The organism is Streptomyces aurantiogriseus, from assembly GCF_014649375.1.
Taxonomy (GTDB): domain Bacteria; phylum Actinomycetota; class Actinomycetes; order Streptomycetales; family Streptomycetaceae; genus Streptomyces; species Streptomyces aurantiogriseus.
This window is the reverse complement of the sequence record NZ_BMSX01000036.1, coordinates 39,512-57,053: the sequence shown is the minus strand read 5'-3', so window position 1 is coordinate 57,053 and position 17,542 is coordinate 39,512. Positions and strand designations below refer to the sequence as shown.

The window sequence follows — 17,542 nt, the reverse complement described above, 5'->3', positions numbered from 1 at the left end:
GGCGCTCACGCCAGGGGGCGGCTGAGTTCGACCGAGCGCAGGGCCGCGGCGAGCGCGCGCTCGTCCCCGACGTCGAGGGCGGTGTCGGTCAGCTTGATGACGTGTTCGTCGCCGTGGGCGAGGGCGCGTTCGACGACCTCCTCGGCGGTGAGGCGGGCGGGCGGCACGTAGTCGACCGGTTCCGCCGGGGCGTACATCGCGGTGACGGCCGCGGACGCCGTCCAGGCCGCGTGCAGGCTCGGCGCCCACAGCGTGCGGGGGAGCGCATCCAGGGTGCGCAGTACGGCGTTGGGGGCCGTCGCCGCGTGCACCAGCATCGTCTCCTCGCCGTGGCCGTGGGTGGCGTAGCGGTGCGTCGCGGCGCGGACCAGTTCGGTGAGGCGGGTGCGGGCGGTGCCGGGGTCGGTCACGTCGTCCGCCCAGACGGGGAGTGCGCGGACGACCGCCAGGCGGTCCGGGTAGGCCCAGCTCTCCGCCCGCACCGCGGGAACCGCGTCCAGCGACTCGGCCGCGGTGGGCGCGCCGGGCAGCGCGGTGAGGCCGGAGACGGGGCGGTGCCGGGCGGCCCAGTAGCCCAGGGCGTGGGCGAGTTCGGCGACGCGGGGCGCGTTCTCCTCGGCCTCCAGGGCGCGTACGGCGTGGCCGACCCGGATCACCGGGTGCGTGGCGGCGCCGTACAGGCCCGGCAGCAGGCGGGGCCACCAGTCGGCGAGGACGTCGCGCCACGGGCGTTCGGCGAGGGCGCGGGTGAAGTGGGCGATCCAGTCGGCGGCGCGGCGGATGTCGCCCAGGGCCTCCGGCCAGTCGGCGTCCGTGACCGGGGCCACCGGGTCCGGGAACTCCTCGAGCTTGTCCTGATAGCGGTCCAGCCAGCGGTGCACGGCGCCGGCCTGCCCGTGGGCGGCCAGGGACTCGACCACCATCGGGGCGTGGTTGGAGAGCCGTCCCAGCCGTTCCGGTCCCGTCGTGTGGAGCCGTTCGAAGGCCTCGTCGAGCCGTCCGCTCGTGTCGTTCGTGGTCATGCACCGGACGCTACGGTCCGGGCGGCGGACCGGGATCGGGCCGGGGGCCGAACCCGAGCGAGGCTCGGGTCCTACGCCCCGGGACCGATCCCGGCCAAGGGCTCACGCGTTGGGGTCGAAGGTGATCCCGGACGGCTTCGCCGACGCGAGGTGGTTGGCGAAGGTGCCGTCCTTCAGGCCGAAGTTGGCGCTGCCGAAGTCGTACGCGCTCAGCTTGTCGCGCAGGCCGGCCGGGTAGCCGTTCCAGCCGACCAGCGGCGGGTACTGCCAGGTGCCCTTGTGGTTCTCCGGCGGCTCGTCATTGGAGTTGGCGAGCCGGAAGCAGTGGGTGCTGATGCCGTCCTTGTGGTAGACGATCTTGGCGTGCGTGCCGTCGAAGCGGACCCCGGAGGCGGCGGTGACGGTGAACGAGCCGTGGTTGGACGTCGAGACGTACTGCACCTGGTTGTTCTGGACCCAGATGACCACGTGCTCCCAGTCGTGGCGGTGCCCGCCGATGCTGCTGCCCGACACGGCCTGGTCCTTCTCGAAGTACAGGCCGTACATGTAGGCGCACCAGCCGTTGTTGCACTTGTAGCGCGAGTAGCTGTTGGTGTTGTCCAGGTCGGAGGCGTCCCGGCAGTCGCCGTTCAGCGAACCGGTCGGCTTCAGACCGCCGTTGACGGTGCCGTCGGGGCCGATCGCAGGCGTGGAGTAGCAGCCGTCCGTGTCGTAGTCGAACGCGGGCTGGAAGGTCTTCTCGGCGGCCTCGGCGTTGGCCGGCAGCGCCTGGGGCGGGGCGGCGAAGGCGGCCGTGGGGAAGGCGACCACGAGCGCGGCGGCACCGGCGAGACCGGTGAGCCATCTCCTGCGGTGAGCCTTGAACTTCGATGACGACACTGCGTCCTCCTCTGTGATCGCGGGCGCAGCCCAACGGCTGTGGGGGAAAAGGCGGTTCAGCTTCCCCGGTTTTCACTTCCGCGCCAAGAGGTCGCAGGCGTATCGGTGGTGAAGCGCAACCCAATACTTGGGATGTGACGGCACATCAGACGGGATTGTCCGGGATGTCGGCCGCCGACTCCTCAGGCGTGAGGTCGGTCCGCAGCCGCAGCCAGGACGGCTGGCGCAGCAGGCCCGCCCGGGTACGGGTGCTGAAGCGGACCTCGCCGACCAGCCGGGGCAGCACCCAGTACGCGCCGGGCGCCGCCGGCACCGGGTCGAAGGGGCACACGTCGGTCGCGCCGGCCCGCAGCAGCGCCGCCAGCTCGAGACGTTCGGCCTCGCTCCAGCCCGTGCCCACGCTGCCGACGTACCGCAGGGCCGCCCCCGCCCGTTGCCCGACGAGGACGGCACCGGGCAGCCCCGTGAGCCGGCCCTTGCCGGGCAGCCAGCCGCCGATCAGCACGTCCGCGGTGCGCATGTTGCGGATCTTGATCCAGTTCCGGGAACGCACCCCGGGCTCGTACACCGAGTCGAGCCGCTTGCACAGCAGCCCCTCCAGACCGTGCGCGCGCGTCGCCTCCAGCGCCTCCCGCCCGTGTCCGACGATCGCCCCCGGCGTCGACCAGTACGGCCCCTCCAGGCCGAGCCCCTCCAGGCGCGCCCGTCGCCGGGCGTAGGGGAGCCGGAGGAGGGAGCGGCCGCTCAGGTGCATCACGTCGAACAGCACGAGGTGGACGGGTGCCGACGCCGCGAGCCGCGCCGCCTTGCCGGGCGCCTGCACCAGCCCCATCCGGGCCTGCAGCAACTGGAAGTCGGCCCGCCCCTGTTCGTCCAGCGCGAGCACCTCTGCGTCCAGCACGGCCGGCGTCCGCCCGAGCGCACCGCCGATCGGCCGCAGCTCCGGATACGCGGCGGTGATGTCCTCCCCCGAGCGCGCACGCAGCACGACACTCCCGTCCCCGGCGAGGTAGACCACCGCCCGCTGCCCGTCCTGCTTGGTCTCGTAGGCCCACCGCGCGTCCTGCGCCGCGGACGGCAGGGTGCCGGGGGTGGCCAGCATGGGGGCGATCAGGGGGAGGGTCACGGGGTGAGGTGTCGACAGGGCGGCGGCCCGCCACGCGCACCGTACGGGCGTTTCCCCTGAACGGAGGGGAGCAGGCTCAGTCGCCGGAGTAGCCGAAGGCGCCCAGGTGGGTGGGCCGGTCGTCGGTGTACAGCACGACGTGGCGGCCCGTCCACCGCATGTCGCACTCGTCGATGAGCGTCGGCTCGAGGTCGCGCGGCGGCCACCGGGACTCCCGGGCCCGCGCGTGGACCTCCCGGAACTGGTCGGGCGTCGGTCTGTCGGTGCCGAAGTGGTGGCCAGCAGCTTGCGCGCCGCCTCCGGGTCGCCCTCGTGGGCCCGTTGGGCCAGCCCGATCCGCAGGGAGAGGGCGACCAGGTGGGCCTGGGCGCCGTCGTGCAGGTCGCGTTCGATGCGGCGCAGCTCGGCACCGTGGGCGGCGACCGCGTCCGCCCGGGTAGCGGTCAGCCGCTCGACCCGCTTGGCCAGCAGCGCCTGCGGGGAGGGCCTGAGCAGGGCGGCCGACCAACGGGCCTCCAGGTCGGCGAGTTCGACGACGAGCGGCAGCACCACCGGGGCGCGGCGCAGCAGTCCGGCCCACACGCCGTCGACGACGAGCGCCGCCGGCCACAGCGGCAGGATCAGCACCGTCAGCCAGCCGTAGGCGTAGTACGCGACCATCCAGCGCAGGTCGGTCAGTGTGCCGGGGTCCTTGACGGCCGTGCGCAGCCGGTGGGGGAGGGGACCGGTGAGCGGCTGGTAGGCCTCGGGGACCTCCCGGCCGGTCCAGCGGGCCGTCAACCGCCGCTTCGCGTCGGCGATCCGGCGGATCAGCAGCACGGTCTCGGGCACCATCCAGATCCCGACCACCGCGACCGCGCCCGTGGCGGTGATGAGCAGGACGGTGATGAAGAGGTACGAACCGAAGGCCATGGCAGCGGCCAGGACGAGGTGGACCGTGGCCCGCCCCGCCTGTCGCAGGGTCGCGCGCATGGATGCCGTTCCTCTCGTGCGGAGCAGGCGACGGGAGCGGAGCCGGTGGGGGGCGGTCCGGTGAAGCTGTCCGATGGGGGCTCGGCGGGCGGACCGGTCATGGCCCGCCCGCCGGCTGTCCGGCCGGCGTCGGGCGCCGGCGCTCGCTCAGTCCTCGTCGTCCAGCGTGACGACGACCTTCTCCGCCGCGCCCGGCGTCAGCGCGAGTTCGAAGGCGCGCTCGGCCTCCGAGAAGGGGACGCGGTGGCTGATGAGCTTGGCGAAGCGCTCCTGGTGCTCCACCAGCTCGGGGGTCACCTCGAAGATCTCGGTGGGGTAGCCCTGTGAGGCGACGAGGGTCAGCTCGCTGCGCAGCATGCCGCCGAGGTCGAACTCGGAGCCCTTCTTCTGCACGGCCACCATGACGAGCTTCGCGCCCCACTTGGCGGAGTTCACCACGGTGTTGAAGACGATCGGGACACCGGCGGCGTCGATGAAGATGTCGGTGCCGGGCCGGGGCTGGCCGAGGGCGTTGGCGCTCCGGCCGTGCAGCTCGGTCAGACGGGCGGCCACGTCCTCCTCGGCGGAGTCGATGACGGCGTCCGCGCCCACGGCCAGTGCCTTCTCCAGCCGGGAGGGGATGACGTCGGCGACCACCACGTGCTCCACCCCGCGCAGCTTCAGCCAGATCGCGGCGCCCAGACCGATCGGTCCGGCGCCGAACACGACGACCTTGTCGCCGGGCTTCGCCTCGGAGCGGTTGACACAGTGGCGGGCCACGGCCATCGGCTCGTTGAGCGAGGCGACGTCGAACGGCACGGTGTCCGGGAAGACGGCGACGCTCCTGCCGACCTCGGCGTTCTCGATCAGCAGGTACTCGCTCATACCGCCGTACCTGCCGCCGCAGCCGATGATGCCGGTCGGCGCGTCCTGCGGGTTGACCACCACTCGGTCGCCCATCTCGAGGCCGTCCACCTCGGCGCCGACCTCGACGACCTCGCCGGCCGGCTCGTGGCCCAGGGCCACCGGGATCATGTCGCCGCCCAGGTGCGCGCGGGCCGGCATGCCGCCCATGTGCAGGAAGGTGGCGTCGGTGCCACAGATGCCGCAGGCGCGGATCCGGACGAGCGCGTCCTTGGGCCCGGGCACAGGACGCTCGACGTCCACGACGTCGATCTTGCCGACCCCGCCGGTCCGGACGGACTTCATGGTGCTCATCAGGGGGAGCCTTTCTCTTGGGGGAGGGGTGTCCTCGGGCCCGGAGCCGGTCGGGGGGAGGGAGCCGGCTGCCGGGCCCGCGGACCGCGCCGATCCCCGTCCCCACGGGTTCGGCGCCAGGGAGACCGCCTCCGCTCAAGGTGGCTCCCGGTCTACGGGGTCACCCCCAAGGAGGGGTGACCAGGCGATACGGGTGTGCGGTGCTCGCTGTTGCTTGAGTTAGGCAAGCACATATGGATTACTTGAGTCAAGCAAGCTATAGATTTACTTGAGTCAGGCAAGCAGAAGAGTAGGGTGAGATCCATGGCCCCCTCGCCGCCCGCAACGCCCCCGCCGTTCCACTCCGAGCCCGACCTCGACGCCGTCGGGCCGTTACCCCGCCCGGACCCCCTGCCGCCCGTGGCGCCGAGCGCCCTCCCCTCACGGACGGTCTCGTCCACGTACGGCAGCGCGACGGAGAAACCGTCACTCGCCCGCGGCGCCGGACAGCACGTCCTGATCGTCGCCGGCGAACCGGACCTCGTCGAACTGCTCGCCACCACCCTGGAGTTGGCCGGCTACTGGATCAGCCTCACGGACACGCTCGCCGAGGCGCTGGTGCGGCTCGAGGCGCACCGGTTCGACCTGGTGGTCGCCGACACCACCCTCCCCGACTTCGCGGGCGTCGCCCGTACCGGCCGCCCGGTCGTCGCGCGCCGGCCGCCGGTCCTCTATCTGGCCGCCTGTGACTTCCTCGACCGGCTCCTGCCCGAACTCGGTCTGGGCGAGAAGGACTACGTCACCAAGCCCTTCCGGGTGGCCGAGATCCTCGCCCGGATGCAGGTCCTGTTGCGCGGCACGGCCCTCGGCGGCCCGGACCACTCCCCGCGCTACGGCGACCTCGTCCTCGACGACACCCTCTGCAGCGCCCGGCGCGGCACCCGCCCCCTCGACCTCACCCCCGCCGAGTACCGCCTGCTGCGCCACCTCCTCGTCAACGCGCACCGCGTGCTGTCCAAGGAGCAGATCAGCCGGTACGTGTGGGGCGACTTCCGCGGCGACAACGCGATCGAGCAGCTCGTCTCCCGCCTGCGGCGCAAGGTGGACTGCGACGCACCCGCATTGATCCACACTCGGCGGGGCTTCGGCTACTGGCTGGGGAGGCATGAGGGCGAAGGCTGAGAGGGGGGTTGAGCAAACAGTGAAGGCATCCGCCTTCGGCTGGTCAGGGGCGGTGCCGCGCTTGCTGCGGCGCCGTCCTTCGCGGTGAGGGTGGGAGTGGTGGCGGAGCAACAACTTCCCTTCCTCTGAGGGGAATTGCAGAATCACCACAATCGTCTTACGGTCCAACTCGCCATGTGATCCACGCCACGTCAGGTTTCTGACAGGAATCTGACCGGAAGGCGTCAGCCCTCTCTGTTTGCATGTGCTCATCGAGGTCTCGACCCCTTCCCCCGGCGCTCCGGCCCCTCCGGAGCCCCCACCACCGAGGAGAACCATGGCCGACACCGTGACCGGCCCGATCCCCGAAGCCCCGGACGCCGTCCCGGAGTTCCCGATGCCCCGGGCGGACCGCTGTCCGTTCGACCCGCCGCCCGCCCTGAAGGAGTTGCAGGAGCAGGGCCCGCTGACGAAGGTGCGCCTGTGGGACGGCAGCGAGCCGTGGCTCGTGACCCGCTACGCCGAGCAGCGGGCGCTGCTGGGCGACCCGCGGGTCAGCGCGGACACCGACAGCCCCGGTTACCCGACCAAGGCCTCGCCCGAGGCGGGAGAGGGCAAGCTCAGCTTCATCATGATGGACGACCCCGAACACGCCCGGCTGCGCCGGATGGTGACGGCTCCGTTCGCCATCAAGCGGGTGGAGGCACTGCGGCCCGCCGTACAGCGCATCGTGGACGGCCTCATCGACGACCTGCTGGCCGGCCCCCGACCCGCGGACCTCGTCGAGCAGTTCGCGCTCCCGCTGCCCTCGCTGGTGATCTGCGAACTGCTCGGCGTGCCCTACGACGACCACGCCTTCTTCCAGGACCACACCAAGACGATGGTCCACCGGGACGCCACCCCCGAACAGCGGGGCCAGGCCGGCCGCGAGGTGGCCGCCTACCTCGCCGGCCTCCTCGGCAAGCGGCTCGCCGACCCGCGCGAGGACCTGCTGTCGAGCATCGCCGGCCGCGTCACCGCCGGGGAGATCGACCACCGACAGGCCACGGAGATGGCGCTGCTCCTGCTGATCGCGGGCCACGAGACCACCGCGAACATGATCGCGCTCGGCACCCACGCCCTGCTCCAGCACCCCGACCAGCTCGCCCTGTTGCGCGAGACGGACGACCCCGCGCTGGTCGCCTCGGCGGTCGAGGAACTGCTGCGCTACCTGCACATCACCCACCTCGGCCGGCGCCGTGCGGTCACCGAGGACATCGAGATCGCCGGACAGGTCATCAAGGCCGGCGAAGGCGTGATCATGGTCAACGAGATCGCCAACCGGGACCCGGACGTCTTCCCCGACCCCGACCGGCTCGACATCACCCGCGACGCCCGCCGCCACGTCGCCTTCGGCTTCGGCGTCCACCAGTGCCTGGGCCAGCCCCTGGCCCGCATGGAACTGCAGGTCGTCTACGGCACCCTCTACCGGCGCATCCCCACGCTGGCGTCGGCCGTTCCGCCGGAGGACGTCCGCTTCAAGCACGACGCCTTCATCTACGGCGTCCACGAACTTCCCGTGACCTGGTGACGGTTCCCCGTCCCGCCACAGCACCACAACCGACCGTGATGAAGGGGAACCCCATGAAGGTGGAACTCGAAGCCGACAAGTGTGTCGCCTCCGGGCAGTGCGTCGTCGCCGCCATGCAGGTCTTCGACCAGGACGACGACGGCATCGCGATCCTGCTGGAGGAGCAGGTCGGCCCCGGCCTCGTCGACGACGTCCGGGAAGCCGTGGCGGTCTGCCCGGCCGCGGCGATCCGGCTGGTGGAGCAGTGAACCGGATCGTCGTCGTGGGCGCCTCGGCCGCCGGACTCGCGGCGGTCGAGACCCTCCGCCGCGAGGGCCACACCGGCACCGTCACCCTCGTCGGCGACGAACCGTACCTGCCGTACGACCGGCCGCCGCTGTCCAAGCAGCTCCTCGCTGCCGAACGGGAGGCGGACCGGCTGCAGTTGCGCCCGGCCGGCGACATCGCCGCCCTCGACCTCGACCTGCGGCTCGGCGTCGCCGCCACCGGCCTGGACCTCACCGGCCGGGCCGTGCGGCTCGCCGACGGGTCCGAGCTGCCCTACGACGGGCTGATCCTGGCCACCGGGGTCCGGCCGCGCCGGCTGCCGGGGGAGGGGGCGCACGTGCTGCGCACCCTGAACGACGCGCTCACGCTGCGAGAACGGCTCGCACCGGGCCGGCACCTGGTCGTGGTGGGGGCCGGGTTCCTCGGCGCCGAGGCCGCCGCCGTGGCCTGGCGGCTCGGTGCCCGGGTCACCGTCCTGGAACCGGCGGCGGTCCCGCTGGCCCACGCGGTCGGCGCGGAGGTCGGGCGCGTGCTGTCTCAGGCCCATCGCGACCGGGGCGTGGACCTGCGCTGCGGCGTCACCGTCACCGAGGTGACCGAGGACGGCGTACGGCTCAGCGACGGGGAGGTCGTCGAGGCCGACGAGGTGCTCGTCGCGATCGGCTCGCTGCCCAACACCGACTGGCTGGCCGACAGCGGACTGACGGTGGGCGACGGCGTGGTCTGCGACGCGTACCTGGCAGCCGCCCAGGGCGTCTACGCGGTGGGCGACGTGGCCCGCTGGTACAACCCGCTGTTCGGTACGTCCATGCGGATCGAGCACCGTACCAACGCGGCCGAACAGGGCATGGCCGCCGCCCGCAACCTGCTCGCCCCCGAGGGCCGCAAGCCGTTCGCGCCGGTGCCGTACTTCTGGTCCGACCAGTACGACATGAAGATCCAGGCGTACGGCTTTCTGCGCGGCCACGAGGAGGTCGCCGTGGTCGAGGGCGACCTGGACGAACGGCGGTTCCTGGCCGCCTACCGCACCGGCGACCGGGTGAGCGGGGCGCTCGCCGTCGGGATGCCGCCGCGGGCGATCCGCCGGTGGCGGCAGACGATCGCGGCCGGTGCGGCCTGGGAGGAGGCGGTGCCCGCCGCGGCGTAGCGGAGACGGGAAGACCGAGGGGCCCCGGCGGGCCGGTACGACCCGCCGGGGCCCTTTTCGCGGTGGGCGAGACCTCAGTGCGACATGACCTCAGTGCGGCAAGGCCTCAGTGGGCGAGATCGATGACGGTCACCGTGTCGGCGCCGTTCTCGCCGGCCCCGGACTTGTCGACCACGTAGGCGACGCCGTCGGCGACCTCCACGTGGTTGGGGTTCCGGCCCGTGGTGATCGTCTCCTCGACGACGCCCTCGCGCGGGTCGACGACCGTCGCGGTGGCGGCGGTGCGGTTGACCAGCACCGGACTGACCGCGATGGCGGTGGCGGCGGCCGGCCCGATCCCGTTCGTCGCCATGGCCGCCCCGCAACTGGCGCGCCGCCTCACCCGCGCAACCGGCCCGAACCTGCTGCCCGCCGCCTGGACGGGCGCCCTCCTGGTCTCCGCCGCCGACCTCACGACCCAGCGCCTCGCCGGCTCGGCCCTGCTCCCGGTCGGCGTGGTGACGGGTGTGGCGGGCGGCGTGTACCTGGCATGGCTGCTCAGGGGGGAGCGGGGAGCGGGACGGCTGTGACGCCGAGAAAAGACATACCGGTAGGTATGAGAACGCCTACTGCTTACTTGAGTTACGCAACAAGATGGTAAAGTGGGTCGCATGTCCACCGAACCGCTCCCCGTACCCCTCACCGCTTCTCCGGAAGTGATCGAGATCGAACGCGCGCTCACCCGCATCACCTACCTGAGCACCCGCGCCCGCCAGCACGACCGGCTGATGGCGCTGGCCGGCGTCCCCCTTGACCGCGCCGCCGTGGCCCTGCTGCGGCAGGTCGCCGACTCCGAGCCGCTGCGGCCGGGGGAGCTGGCACAGCGCCTCGGGGTGGAGGCCTCGCACGTGACCCGGACGGTGCAGCAGCTGCAGAAGTCCGGCTACGTCACCCGGGTCCCCGACCCCCACGACGGCCGGGCCCAGCGGATCCAGCTCACGGAACAGGGCAGCGCGGCCGTCGACCGGGTCAGGGACACGGGCGCCCGCGGTATGCAGCTGGCCCTGTCCGAGTGGTCCCCGGAGGATCTGCGCCGGCTCGCCACGCTCTTCCACCGCATGGTCGACGACTTCCTCGCGTACGCCGTCGACGAGGAGACCGAGCAGTCGTCCGAAGCGCCCACGGGCGGCGCCTGACATCACGTCCGCTCCGGAGCCCTCGCGGCCGGAGCGGGCTCCCGCAGCCCCCGCAACAACAGCCAGGCCACCACGGGCGGTACGACGAGGGGGAGCAGGCCCACCTGCAGGGACGTGGTGTCCGCGAGCGCTCCGACGGCCGGGGCCGCGACACCTCCGACGCTCACCGTCAAACCCAGCGTGACGCCGCTCGCGGGGTGCCCATGTGCCGGGGCAGACAGTCCTGGCCCAGCGTCACGTGCAGCGAGAACGGCACGTACAGCCCGGCCGAGGCGAGCGCGACGAACCCGTACAGCGCCGGGCCCGGCACGAACACCACCCCGGCCACCGCGACCACCGTCACCAGGTAGGACCGGCGCACGACCGTCAGCCGCCCGTACCGCCCGGCCAGCCGGCTCCCGGCCAGCGTCCCCACCGCGCCGCCCGCGTAGAGCACGCACAGGGCGGCCGTGCCGGCCCCGGCCCCGCCGCGGCCACACGCCGGGCACGCATCTGCGCCGCGGCCGGAGCACGCCGCGTCGGTCCCACCGACCCGGAAACGCAGGCGAGTTGGGAGGCCCCGCCGCCGGAGCGCCTCCCGCCCTCGCGTAAGATCGCGCGCCAGGCCGTCAGAGGAGGAACCGTGCCCCGGTCCGAACGCTCACCCCTGCTGCTCGCGGGCCTGCTGGCCGGCATGGGCGTCACCCACTTCGCCGTACCGCGTCCGTTCGACGCGACCATCCCCCGCGCGCTGCCGGGCTCGCCCCGGGCCTGGACATACGGCAGCGGTGTCGCCGAGCTGGCACTGGCGGCGGGCCTGGCGCTGCCGAAGACCCGCAAGGCGGCCGCGCTGGCCACCGCGGCGTTCTTCGTCGGTGTCTTCCCCGCCAACATCAAGATGGCGGTCGACTGGAGGCACCGCCCCACCCCGCTCAAGGCGGCCGCGATCGGCCGGCTGCCCCTGCAGGTGCCCCTCGTGCTGTGGGCCCGCAGCGTCGCCGAGAACACGAAGGGACAGTCGTGAGCAAGGCTCTGGAGACCGGTGACCTGGTCGAGGACTTCGCGCTGCCGGACGAGACCGGGACGGTCCGCAGCCTCACCGCACTGCTTGCCGACGGGCCGGTGGTCCTCTTCTTCTACCCCGCCGCCCTCACCCCCGGCTGCACCGCCGAGGCGTGTCACTTCCGGGACCTGGCCGCCGAGTTCGCCGCCGTGGGCGCGCAGCCCGTCGGCATCAGCGGCGACTCCGTCGACCGCCAGCAGGAGTTCGCCGGCCGTCACACTCTCGGGATGCCGCTGCTGTCCGACGCCGACGGCGCGGTGCGGGAACGGTTCGGCGTGAAGCGCGGCTTCTCCCTGGCTCCCACCAAGCGGGTCACCTTCGTCATCGGGCAGGACCGCACCGTCCTGGAGGTCGTGCGCAGCGAGCTGCGCATGAACACCCACGCCGACCGCGCCCTGGAGGTGCTGCGCGCCCACCGCTCCTGAGGGCCGCCAGGCCCCGTCCCGCCGCCGTTGACTTGGCGGGACAGCGGTTGATGCAGTGCAACAAAGGGACCATTCTGGACGACATGGACCACGTCGTCGCTGCGGTCGTCATCGATGCCCGGGGCACCGTGACGGGCTGGAGCGAGGGCGCCCGTCTGCTCACCGGCCATACGGCCGAGGAGGCGGTGGGCCGACCGGCCGCCGAGATGCTCGGCGACGCCCTCCCGGCGCGCTTCGACGACGTCTGGACCGGCCCCGTCGTCGTACGGCACCGTGACGGCCGCGCGGTCACCGTCACCGTGACCGCCTGCCCCGTCCTCGGCCCCGGAGGCGAACCCGCGGGCCTCACCCTCACCGCCGCACCGCCCCCGGCCACGGAAACCACCCTGGCCGGGCACGCCTTCCAGCAGGCCTCCATGTCGATGTCGGTCTTCGACACCCGCCAGCGCTACCTGCGCCTGAACGACGCCGCCTGCAAGGTCATGGGCGTGCCCGAGGACGTCCTGCTCGGCCGGCACTTCCCGGAGACCGTCGAGGACGCCACGCACAGCCGGGGCTTCAATTACCACCTGCGCCAGGTCGCCGAGACCGGCCGCCCGGTCCGCTACGAAAGCTTCACCGGCGCCCCGTCCCTCAACCGGGAGCACGCCTGGAGCATCGAGATGTGGCCCCTGCGCGACTCCGACGGCGAGGTCGGCGCAGTCGCCCTGGCCGCGTTCGACAGCAGTGAGCAGTACTGGGCCCGCCGGCGGCTGGCCCTGCTCAACGAGGCGGCGGCCTCCATCGGCACCACCCTGGACGTGGTGCGCACCGCCGAGGAACTCGTCGAACTCCTCGTGCCGCAGTTCGCCGACTTCGCCAGTGTCGACCTGCTCGACTGGGTGCTCGGCGCCGACGAGCCGCCCCCCGTGCCCGCCGGCGAGATCGTGCTGCGCCGCGTCGCCCACGGCTCCGTCACCCAGGGCACCCCCGAGGCGGGCGTCCATCTGGGAGACCTGGACATCTACCCGTCGTACAGCCCGCCCGCGCGCGCCCTGCGGGAGGGGCGCGCCGTCCTGAGCCAGGCGGGCGAGCCGGACTTCGTGCGCTGGATCGCCGAGCGCGACACCCGCACCCCCGAGGGACGCCGCCACCGCCGCGGCGTCCACTCCCTGCTCGCCGTACCGCTGCGGGCCCGCGGCACGACCCTGGGCGTCGCCGTCTGCATCCGCATCGCCGACCCGGACGACTACGAGGCCGACGACGCCCTCTTCGCCGAGGAGCTCGCCAGCCGCGCCGCCGTCTGCGTCGACAACGCCCGCCGCTTCGCCCGGGAACGCACCACCGCCCTCGCCCTCCAGCACAGCCTGCTGCCCCGCGGACTGCCCGGACAGGCGGCGGTCGAGGTCGCCCACCGCTATCTGCCCAGCGGCTCCACCGCGGGCATCGGCGGCGACTGGTTCGACGTCATCCCGCTTTCCGGCAGCCGGGTCGCCCTGGTCGTCGGCGACGTGGTGGGACACGGCATCCCGTCCACGGCGACCATGGGCCGGCTCTGCATGGCCGTCCGCACCCTCGCCGACGTGGACCTGCCGCCCGACGAGCTCCTCACCCACCTCGACGACCTCGTCACCCACCTCGCGGCCTACGACGGCGGCAGCGACGACGTCGCGGAACTCGGCGCGACCTGCCTCTACGCCGTCTACGACCCCGTCACCCGCCGCCTCACCCTCGCCGCCGCCGGCCACCCCGCGCCCGCCCTGGTCCTGCCCGACGGCACCACAGACCTCGTCCGGCTGACCCCCGGCCCCCCGCTCGGCGTCGGGGGGCTGCCCTTCGAGGCGGTCGAGCTGGAACTGCCCGAGGACACGCTCGTCGCCCTCTACACCGATGGCCTCATCGAGGACCGCGACCGGGACGTCGACCGTGCCGCCGCCGAGCTGTGCAGCGCGCTGACCGCACCCGCCGCCACCCTCGACGCCCTGTGCGACACCGTGCTCAAGGCGGTCCTGCCCGAGGAGCCCAGCGACGACGTCGCCCTCCTGCTGGCCCGCACCCGCGCACTCGGCGCCGAGCAGGTCGCCACCTGGGACGTGACCCCGGATCCCGCCCACGTGGCCGCCACCCGGCAGGCCGCCACCGACCGACTCACCGCATGGGGGCTGGAGGAGACCGCGTTCGTCACCGAACTCGTCGTCAGCGAACTCGTCACCAACGCCATCCGCTACGGCGAACCCCCCATCCAGCTCCGGCTGATCCGCGACCGCGCCCTCATCTGCGAGGTCTCCGACGGCAGTTCGACCTCGCCGCACCTGCGCCGCGCCCACAGCGACGACGAAGGAGGGCGCGGCCTTCTCCTCGTCGCCCAGCTCACCCAGCGCTGGGGCAGCCGGCAGACGACCCGGGGCAAGACGATCTGGTGCGAGCAGAGCCTGACGCCATCGCTGTGATCACCCGCCTCACTCGAACGGGCAGCCCGGGTTCGGCGCGTCCTGGGAGAACGGCGCGCCGTGCGGCAGCACGTACAGCACGTCGAGGACGAGCGGGGTGTCGCCGAGGTTGCGGCCGAGGTGCACATAGCCGGGCCCGGCGGGCTCCTGGATGGTGCCGCCCTTCGGATAGACGCCGTCGGAGGCGCACGTCGAGTCGAAGTGGGTGAGCGTGCCCTGCCGGACGACGGCGTACACCGGCCCGTCGTGGTAGTGCCAGCCGGTCGCCTGACCGGGCGGAACGGTCAGCTCCCGCAGGACGTAGTCGGTGTCCCCCACGGTGGTCCGGGCGATGACCCGGCCGCTGACCCCGGGCCCGGGCGGCGTCGCGTGCGCGGTGGTCGGACCGACGAGGACGGTGGCGGCGGCGACCACGCCGGTGAGGGCGACGCGGAACGGGATGCGCATGGGGCCTCCTGACGGGAGCTCACGACTGGGACGTGCCACATTGAACCTAGAGGCAAGGAAGGGGAGTTGGGGCCAGATTCAGGATCCGCCGAGCCTGTCACAAGCCGGCCTCGGTGAGAATTCGGTACATCCGGGTGGGCCGCAGCGCGGGGTTGGCAGCGGCCTCGTCGGCGACCTCGGGGGCCGGGTCCGACAGGAGTTGCTCCAGCAGTGCGTCCGTGATGTTGGGGTGACGGGCGACCCCACCGCGCAGGAAGGGCTCCGCAGCGGCGGCGAGTCGCTCCAGGGCTGTCACGGGCAGTTCCGGGTCCTGCAGGGCGACGTAGCGCACGTGCGGGCTCGGTTCGTCGACGAACGTGGGCAGCGTGTGACGGGGGAAGTTGGGGTGCTCGACGAGCGGCGGTCGGATGTTGGACACGTCGCCGTGGGCGCGTACCAGCCGCTCCAGGACTTCCGGTGGTGCGTCCGGCCGGCGGGCGGCGGCGCAGCGGACGCTGAGCTCCGGGTCGTCGTCCAGCCGACGCCATGCCTCCTCGGGCAGATCGGGGCAGGAGGCCAGTACGCGCCGAAATATCGGGTACGAGCAGTCCAGGTAGGTCAATCGCTCGTCGAGGGGCACTTCACGCAGCCAGCCGGGCTCGGCGAAGTTCCAGTTCAACGCCACATCGGCCGCGATGCTTCCGGCCGCGCGTTCGGCTTCGACCAGCGCGTACAGCCGGTTCCGGGTTTCGGTGTCGACGTGGCGGCTCTGCGCCACCGCGACGCGCACGGCCGGGTCGTCGATGTCCAGGAGGCGGGCGACCATGTCGGCGGACAGGTGCGGGTTCCCGGCGACAGCCTTGATGACCTTCTCGTCCTCGGTGCGCATGAGCTGTGCGAACTGGTCCGACGTGAGCGGGACGTAGCGCGCCACGTTGACCCGCATGGCCGGGTCGGCGAGACAACGGTCCCTCCATTCCGGCGGGACACCCGGTTGCGCGTGCTCGGTGGCGGCTGCACGGACCGACGGATCCGAGTCGGTCAGCAGTCCCACCTGCACCGCGACCGGCCGGTCGTACCAGGCGCGCGCGACCGCGGCCCGCAGCCTCGGATCGGGCGACCCGGCGAGTACCCTCCGAGGCTGACCGTAGGCCTCCTCCAGGCTGTCGATGCCGATCGTCACCGCGCGGTCCACGGTGTAGCGGACGAAGTCCACGTACGCATCGCGGATCGCCGGATCGGGATGTTCGGCTATCCGGCGGCGCATCGCCGGGGAGATCCGGTCCCCGCGAAGGCTCACCGCCGTGATGTCGTCGCCATGCGTCAACAGAACCTCGACAACGGCGTCCGCCAGCCGCCCGCGACGCAGGATCCCGTGCCGGCCGGCCGCGTGTGCGGCCAGGCGCACCAGGACATCCTGAGGAGCTGCCGGGTTCCGCCCCAGGCCGGACAGTCGCGGATGGTTGAGGCTCGTCATGTGCTCAACGTAGTGGCCCCCTGCGCCCGGTCCTCCCGGGGGCCTTCGCCGCTCGCTCCGGCAAGAAGGGCGCGGCCACACGGCCGGTCCCACCCGGACGGGCCGGTGGGCTGGTGGGAGGGCGCGAGCAGTGGTGCCGTGGGAGGGAGACGGTCAGAGGCTTCTCCCACATCGGGGGATCGTCCCCGTACGGAGGTCACCGCCATGGTCCGGCACACGAAGTCCTCGAAGAAGGAGGAGCGCAACCGCTCCACCCTCACCCACAAGGTCGGCTACGCCCTGCGCCATCCCGGCCGCGTCGCCCCGTACCTCCGCCGCGCCGGGAGGGACGCCTGGCTGAGGTTCAGGCACCCCGACCACGTCGGCTACTACCGGGCCGTGATGGCCTCGGACACCCGCCGCGACCCGGAGGCCGCCGTCGGCAGCCGCAACCACGACCGCTGGCTGGCGCTCGGGCAGATGCAGTTCGACTACCTCGTCGAGCACGGGCTGCGCCCCGAACACCGCATGCTCGACATCGGCTGCGGCAACCTGCGCGGCGGCTGGCGCTTCATCGACCACCTCGACCCCGGCAACTACTACGGCATCGACATATCGCCCGACATCCTCATCGCCGCCAAGCAGACCCTCACCGAGCGCCGGCTCCAGCACAAACTGCCGCACCTGACCCTCACCGGCGACCTCACCCTGGACTTCCTGCCCAGCGACCACTTCGACGTCGTCCACGCGCACAGCGTCTTCTCCCACTCCCCGCCGCATGTCATCGAGGAGTGCCTCGCCCACGTCGGACGCGTCCTCACCGACAAGGGGTTCTTCGACTTCACCTTCGACCGCACCGAGGGCACCGAACACCAGGTACTGCGCGAGGACTTCTACTACCGCACCGAGACCCTCCTCTCCCTCGCCCGCAAGCACGGCCTGTACGCACGCTTGATGGAGGACTGGGAACAGCTTCCGCACGGCCAGTCGAAGATCCGGGTGAGCCGTTCCCCGCGTCCGTGACAGCCGCGACTCGGTCTGCGCGGCCACGCAGCGGGCTCAAGGTCGACGAGGAGGGACGCGCGATCGTGGACGAGTCCCTGCGCAGCGTCACCGACGAACGGCCGAGGCCGCCCGACCCGGACCGGCTGGAGGCGGGCGAAGGGTGGGACGGGCGGGGGACTGCAATGGGGAAGACAGCCCGGCGCGTGTGTCGTCTGCCCGGTCCGCGCAGTGGGCGTCTCGAAGTCACGCCCCACGTAACCTCTT

16 protein-coding genes and 3 pseudogenes are annotated in these 17,542 nt (G+C 72.6%); 10 read left to right on the top strand and 9 right to left on the bottom strand.

Annotated features, from left to right (window positions below; translation table 11 throughout):
• Window positions 1-5 precede the first annotated feature (5 nt).
• The 5 genes and pseudogenes from IE263_RS44190 to IE263_RS44170 form a co-directional block, all read right to left on the bottom strand.
• Window positions 6-1,022, bottom strand: a complete 1,017-nt coding sequence (locus tag IE263_RS44190) for a questin oxidase family protein (protein WP_189943785.1) — start codon at window positions 1,020-1,022, stop codon at window positions 6-8.
• Between the two features lie 102 nt (window positions 1,023-1,124).
• Window positions 1,125-1,901, bottom strand: coding sequence for an NPP1 family protein (locus tag IE263_RS44185; protein ID WP_189943784.1), 777 nt, complete (start codon window positions 1,899-1,901; stop codon window positions 1,125-1,127).
• Between the two features lie 145 nt (window positions 1,902-2,046).
• On the bottom strand, window positions 2,047-3,027 hold the full coding sequence (locus tag IE263_RS44180; RefSeq protein WP_444545110.1) for an ATP-dependent DNA ligase: 981 nt from the start codon (window positions 3,025-3,027) through the stop codon (window positions 2,047-2,049).
• A 279-nt stretch (window positions 3,028-3,306) separates the two neighbouring features.
• Window positions 3,307-3,999, bottom strand: a pseudogene (locus IE263_RS44175) (sensor domain-containing protein); the annotation flags it as partial.
• A 147-nt stretch (window positions 4,000-4,146) separates the two neighbouring features.
• Complete coding sequence (locus IE263_RS44170) at window positions 4,147-5,196, bottom strand: zinc-dependent alcohol dehydrogenase (protein ID WP_229911510.1); 1,050 nt, start codon at window positions 5,194-5,196, stop codon at window positions 4,147-4,149.
• A gap of 303 nt (window positions 5,197-5,499) precedes the next feature.
• Between IE263_RS44170 and IE263_RS44165 the strand changes: the two genes are divergently transcribed.
• The 4 genes from IE263_RS44165 to IE263_RS44150 all read left to right on the top strand — a co-directional run bounded on the left by IE263_RS44165 (window position 5,500) and on the right by IE263_RS44150 (window position 9,320).
• The gene (locus tag IE263_RS44165) at window positions 5,500-6,357 is read left to right on the top strand and encodes a response regulator transcription factor (protein WP_189943783.1); all 858 of its coding nucleotides are present in this window, start codon (window positions 5,500-5,502) and stop codon (window positions 6,355-6,357) included.
• A gap of 316 nt (window positions 6,358-6,673) precedes the next feature.
• Window positions 6,674-7,906 carry a cytochrome P450 gene (locus tag IE263_RS44160; RefSeq protein ID WP_189943782.1) on the top strand — a complete coding sequence of 411 codons (1,233 nt, stop codon included), beginning with the start codon at window positions 6,674-6,676 and terminating at the stop codon, window positions 7,904-7,906.
• Window positions 7,907-7,959: 53 nt separating this feature from the next.
• Window positions 7,960-8,154: a ferredoxin gene (locus tag IE263_RS44155; RefSeq protein ID WP_189943781.1), complete on the top strand. Its 195-nt coding sequence runs from the start codon at window positions 7,960-7,962 to the stop codon at window positions 8,152-8,154.
• Window positions 8,151-9,320: an NAD(P)/FAD-dependent oxidoreductase gene (locus tag IE263_RS44150; RefSeq protein ID WP_189943780.1), complete on the top strand. Its 1,170-nt coding sequence runs from the start codon at window positions 8,151-8,153 to the stop codon at window positions 9,318-9,320. The genes IE263_RS44155 and IE263_RS44150 overlap by 4 nt, the downstream gene beginning before the upstream one ends.
• A 106-nt stretch (window positions 9,321-9,426) precedes the next feature.
• Here the strand turns inward: IE263_RS44150 and IE263_RS44145 are convergent, their stop codons facing one another.
• Window positions 9,427-9,672 carry a hypothetical protein gene (locus IE263_RS44145; RefSeq protein ID WP_189943809.1) on the bottom strand — a complete coding sequence of 82 codons (246 nt, stop codon included), beginning with the start codon at window positions 9,670-9,672 and terminating at the stop codon, window positions 9,427-9,429.
• Between IE263_RS44145 and IE263_RS44140 the strand changes: the two are divergent.
• Window positions 9,608-9,889: pseudogene (locus tag IE263_RS44140) on the top strand (iron chelate uptake ABC transporter family permease subunit); the annotation flags it as partial. The gene IE263_RS44145 and the pseudogene IE263_RS44140 overlap by 65 nt on opposite strands.
• A gap of 81 nt (window positions 9,890-9,970) precedes the next feature.
• On the top strand, window positions 9,971-10,495 hold the full coding sequence (locus IE263_RS44135) for a MarR family winged helix-turn-helix transcriptional regulator (protein WP_189943779.1): 525 nt from the start codon (window positions 9,971-9,973) through the stop codon (window positions 10,493-10,495).
• Window positions 10,496-10,497: 2 nt separating this feature from the next.
• On the opposite strand, the pseudogene IE263_RS49225 reads toward IE263_RS44135, so the two are convergent.
• Window positions 10,498-10,964: pseudogene (locus tag IE263_RS49225) on the bottom strand (MFS transporter); the annotation flags it as partial.
• A 153-nt stretch (window positions 10,965-11,117) separates the two neighbouring features.
• On the opposite strand from IE263_RS49225, the gene IE263_RS44120 reads away from it, so the two are divergent.
• The 3 genes from IE263_RS44120 to IE263_RS44110 all read left to right on the top strand — a co-directional run bounded on the left by IE263_RS44120 (window position 11,118) and on the right by IE263_RS44110 (window position 14,391).
• Window positions 11,118-11,498 (top strand): DoxX family protein, encoded by a 381-nt coding sequence (locus IE263_RS44120; protein WP_189943778.1) that lies wholly within the window; start codon window positions 11,118-11,120, stop codon window positions 11,496-11,498.
• Window positions 11,495-11,962 carry a peroxiredoxin gene (locus IE263_RS44115; protein WP_308430824.1) on the top strand — a complete coding sequence of 156 codons (468 nt, stop codon included), beginning with the start codon at window positions 11,495-11,497 and terminating at the stop codon, window positions 11,960-11,962. Before IE263_RS44120 ends, IE263_RS44115 begins: the two co-directional genes overlap by 4 nt.
• 83 nt (window positions 11,963-12,045) lie before the next feature.
• The gene (locus IE263_RS44110; RefSeq protein WP_189943777.1) at window positions 12,046-14,391 is read left to right on the top strand and encodes an ATP-binding SpoIIE family protein phosphatase; all 2,346 of its coding nucleotides are present in this window, start codon (window positions 12,046-12,048) and stop codon (window positions 14,389-14,391) included.
• A gap of 9 nt (window positions 14,392-14,400) precedes the next feature.
• Here the strand turns inward: IE263_RS44110 and IE263_RS44105 are convergent, their stop codons facing one another.
• Both IE263_RS44105 and IE263_RS49220 read right to left on the bottom strand, forming a co-directional pair.
• A complete protein-coding gene (locus tag IE263_RS44105) occupies window positions 14,401-14,838 on the bottom strand; it encodes a cupin domain-containing protein (RefSeq protein WP_189943776.1) in 438 nt (145 codons plus the stop codon).
• 97 nt (window positions 14,839-14,935) lie between these two features.
• Window positions 14,936-16,294, bottom strand: coding sequence for a hypothetical protein (locus IE263_RS49220; protein WP_229911509.1), 1,359 nt, complete (start codon window positions 16,292-16,294; stop codon window positions 14,936-14,938).
• A 204-nt stretch (window positions 16,295-16,498) separates the two neighbouring features.
• Here IE263_RS49220 and IE263_RS44095 point away from each other — a divergent pair, with 204 nt between their 5' ends.
• Window positions 16,499-17,296: a class I SAM-dependent methyltransferase gene (locus tag IE263_RS44095; RefSeq protein ID WP_189943775.1), complete on the top strand. Its 798-nt coding sequence runs from the start codon at window positions 16,499-16,501 to the stop codon at window positions 17,294-17,296.
• Window positions 17,297-17,542 lie beyond the last annotated feature (246 nt).

Bases quoted from the DNA above. Each gene is read 5' to 3' on its own strand.
- IE263_RS44190 (WP_189943785.1), bottom strand. From the start codon at position 1,022: ATGACCACGAACGACACGAGCGGACGGCTCGACGAGGCCTTCGAACGG.
- IE263_RS44170 (WP_229911510.1), bottom strand. From the start codon at position 5,196: ATGAGCACCATGAAGTCCGTCCGGACCGGCGGGGTCGGCAAGATCGAC.
- IE263_RS44165 (WP_189943783.1), top strand. From the start codon at position 5,500: ATGGCCCCCTCGCCGCCCGCAACGCCCCCGCCGTTCCACTCCGAGCCC.
- IE263_RS44160 (WP_189943782.1), top strand. From the start codon at position 6,674: ATGGCCGACACCGTGACCGGCCCGATCCCCGAAGCCCCGGACGCCGTC.
- IE263_RS44155 (WP_189943781.1), top strand. From the start codon at position 7,960: ATGAAGGTGGAACTCGAAGCCGACAAGTGTGTCGCCTCCGGGCAGTGC.
- IE263_RS44145 (WP_189943809.1), bottom strand. From the start codon at position 9,672: ATGGCGACGAACGGGATCGGGCCGGCCGCCGCCACCGCCATCGCGGTC.
- IE263_RS44135 (WP_189943779.1), top strand. From the start codon at position 9,971: ATGTCCACCGAACCGCTCCCCGTACCCCTCACCGCTTCTCCGGAAGTG.
- IE263_RS44110 (WP_189943777.1), top strand. From the start codon at position 12,046: ATGGACCACGTCGTCGCTGCGGTCGTCATCGATGCCCGGGGCACCGTG.
- IE263_RS44105 (WP_189943776.1), bottom strand. From the start codon at position 14,838: ATGCGCATCCCGTTCCGCGTCGCCCTCACCGGCGTGGTCGCCGCCGCC.
- IE263_RS49220 (WP_229911509.1), bottom strand. From the start codon at position 16,294: ATGACGAGCCTCAACCATCCGCGACTGTCCGGCCTGGGGCGGAACCCG.
- IE263_RS44095 (WP_189943775.1), top strand. From the start codon at position 16,499: ATGGTCCGGCACACGAAGTCCTCGAAGAAGGAGGAGCGCAACCGCTCC.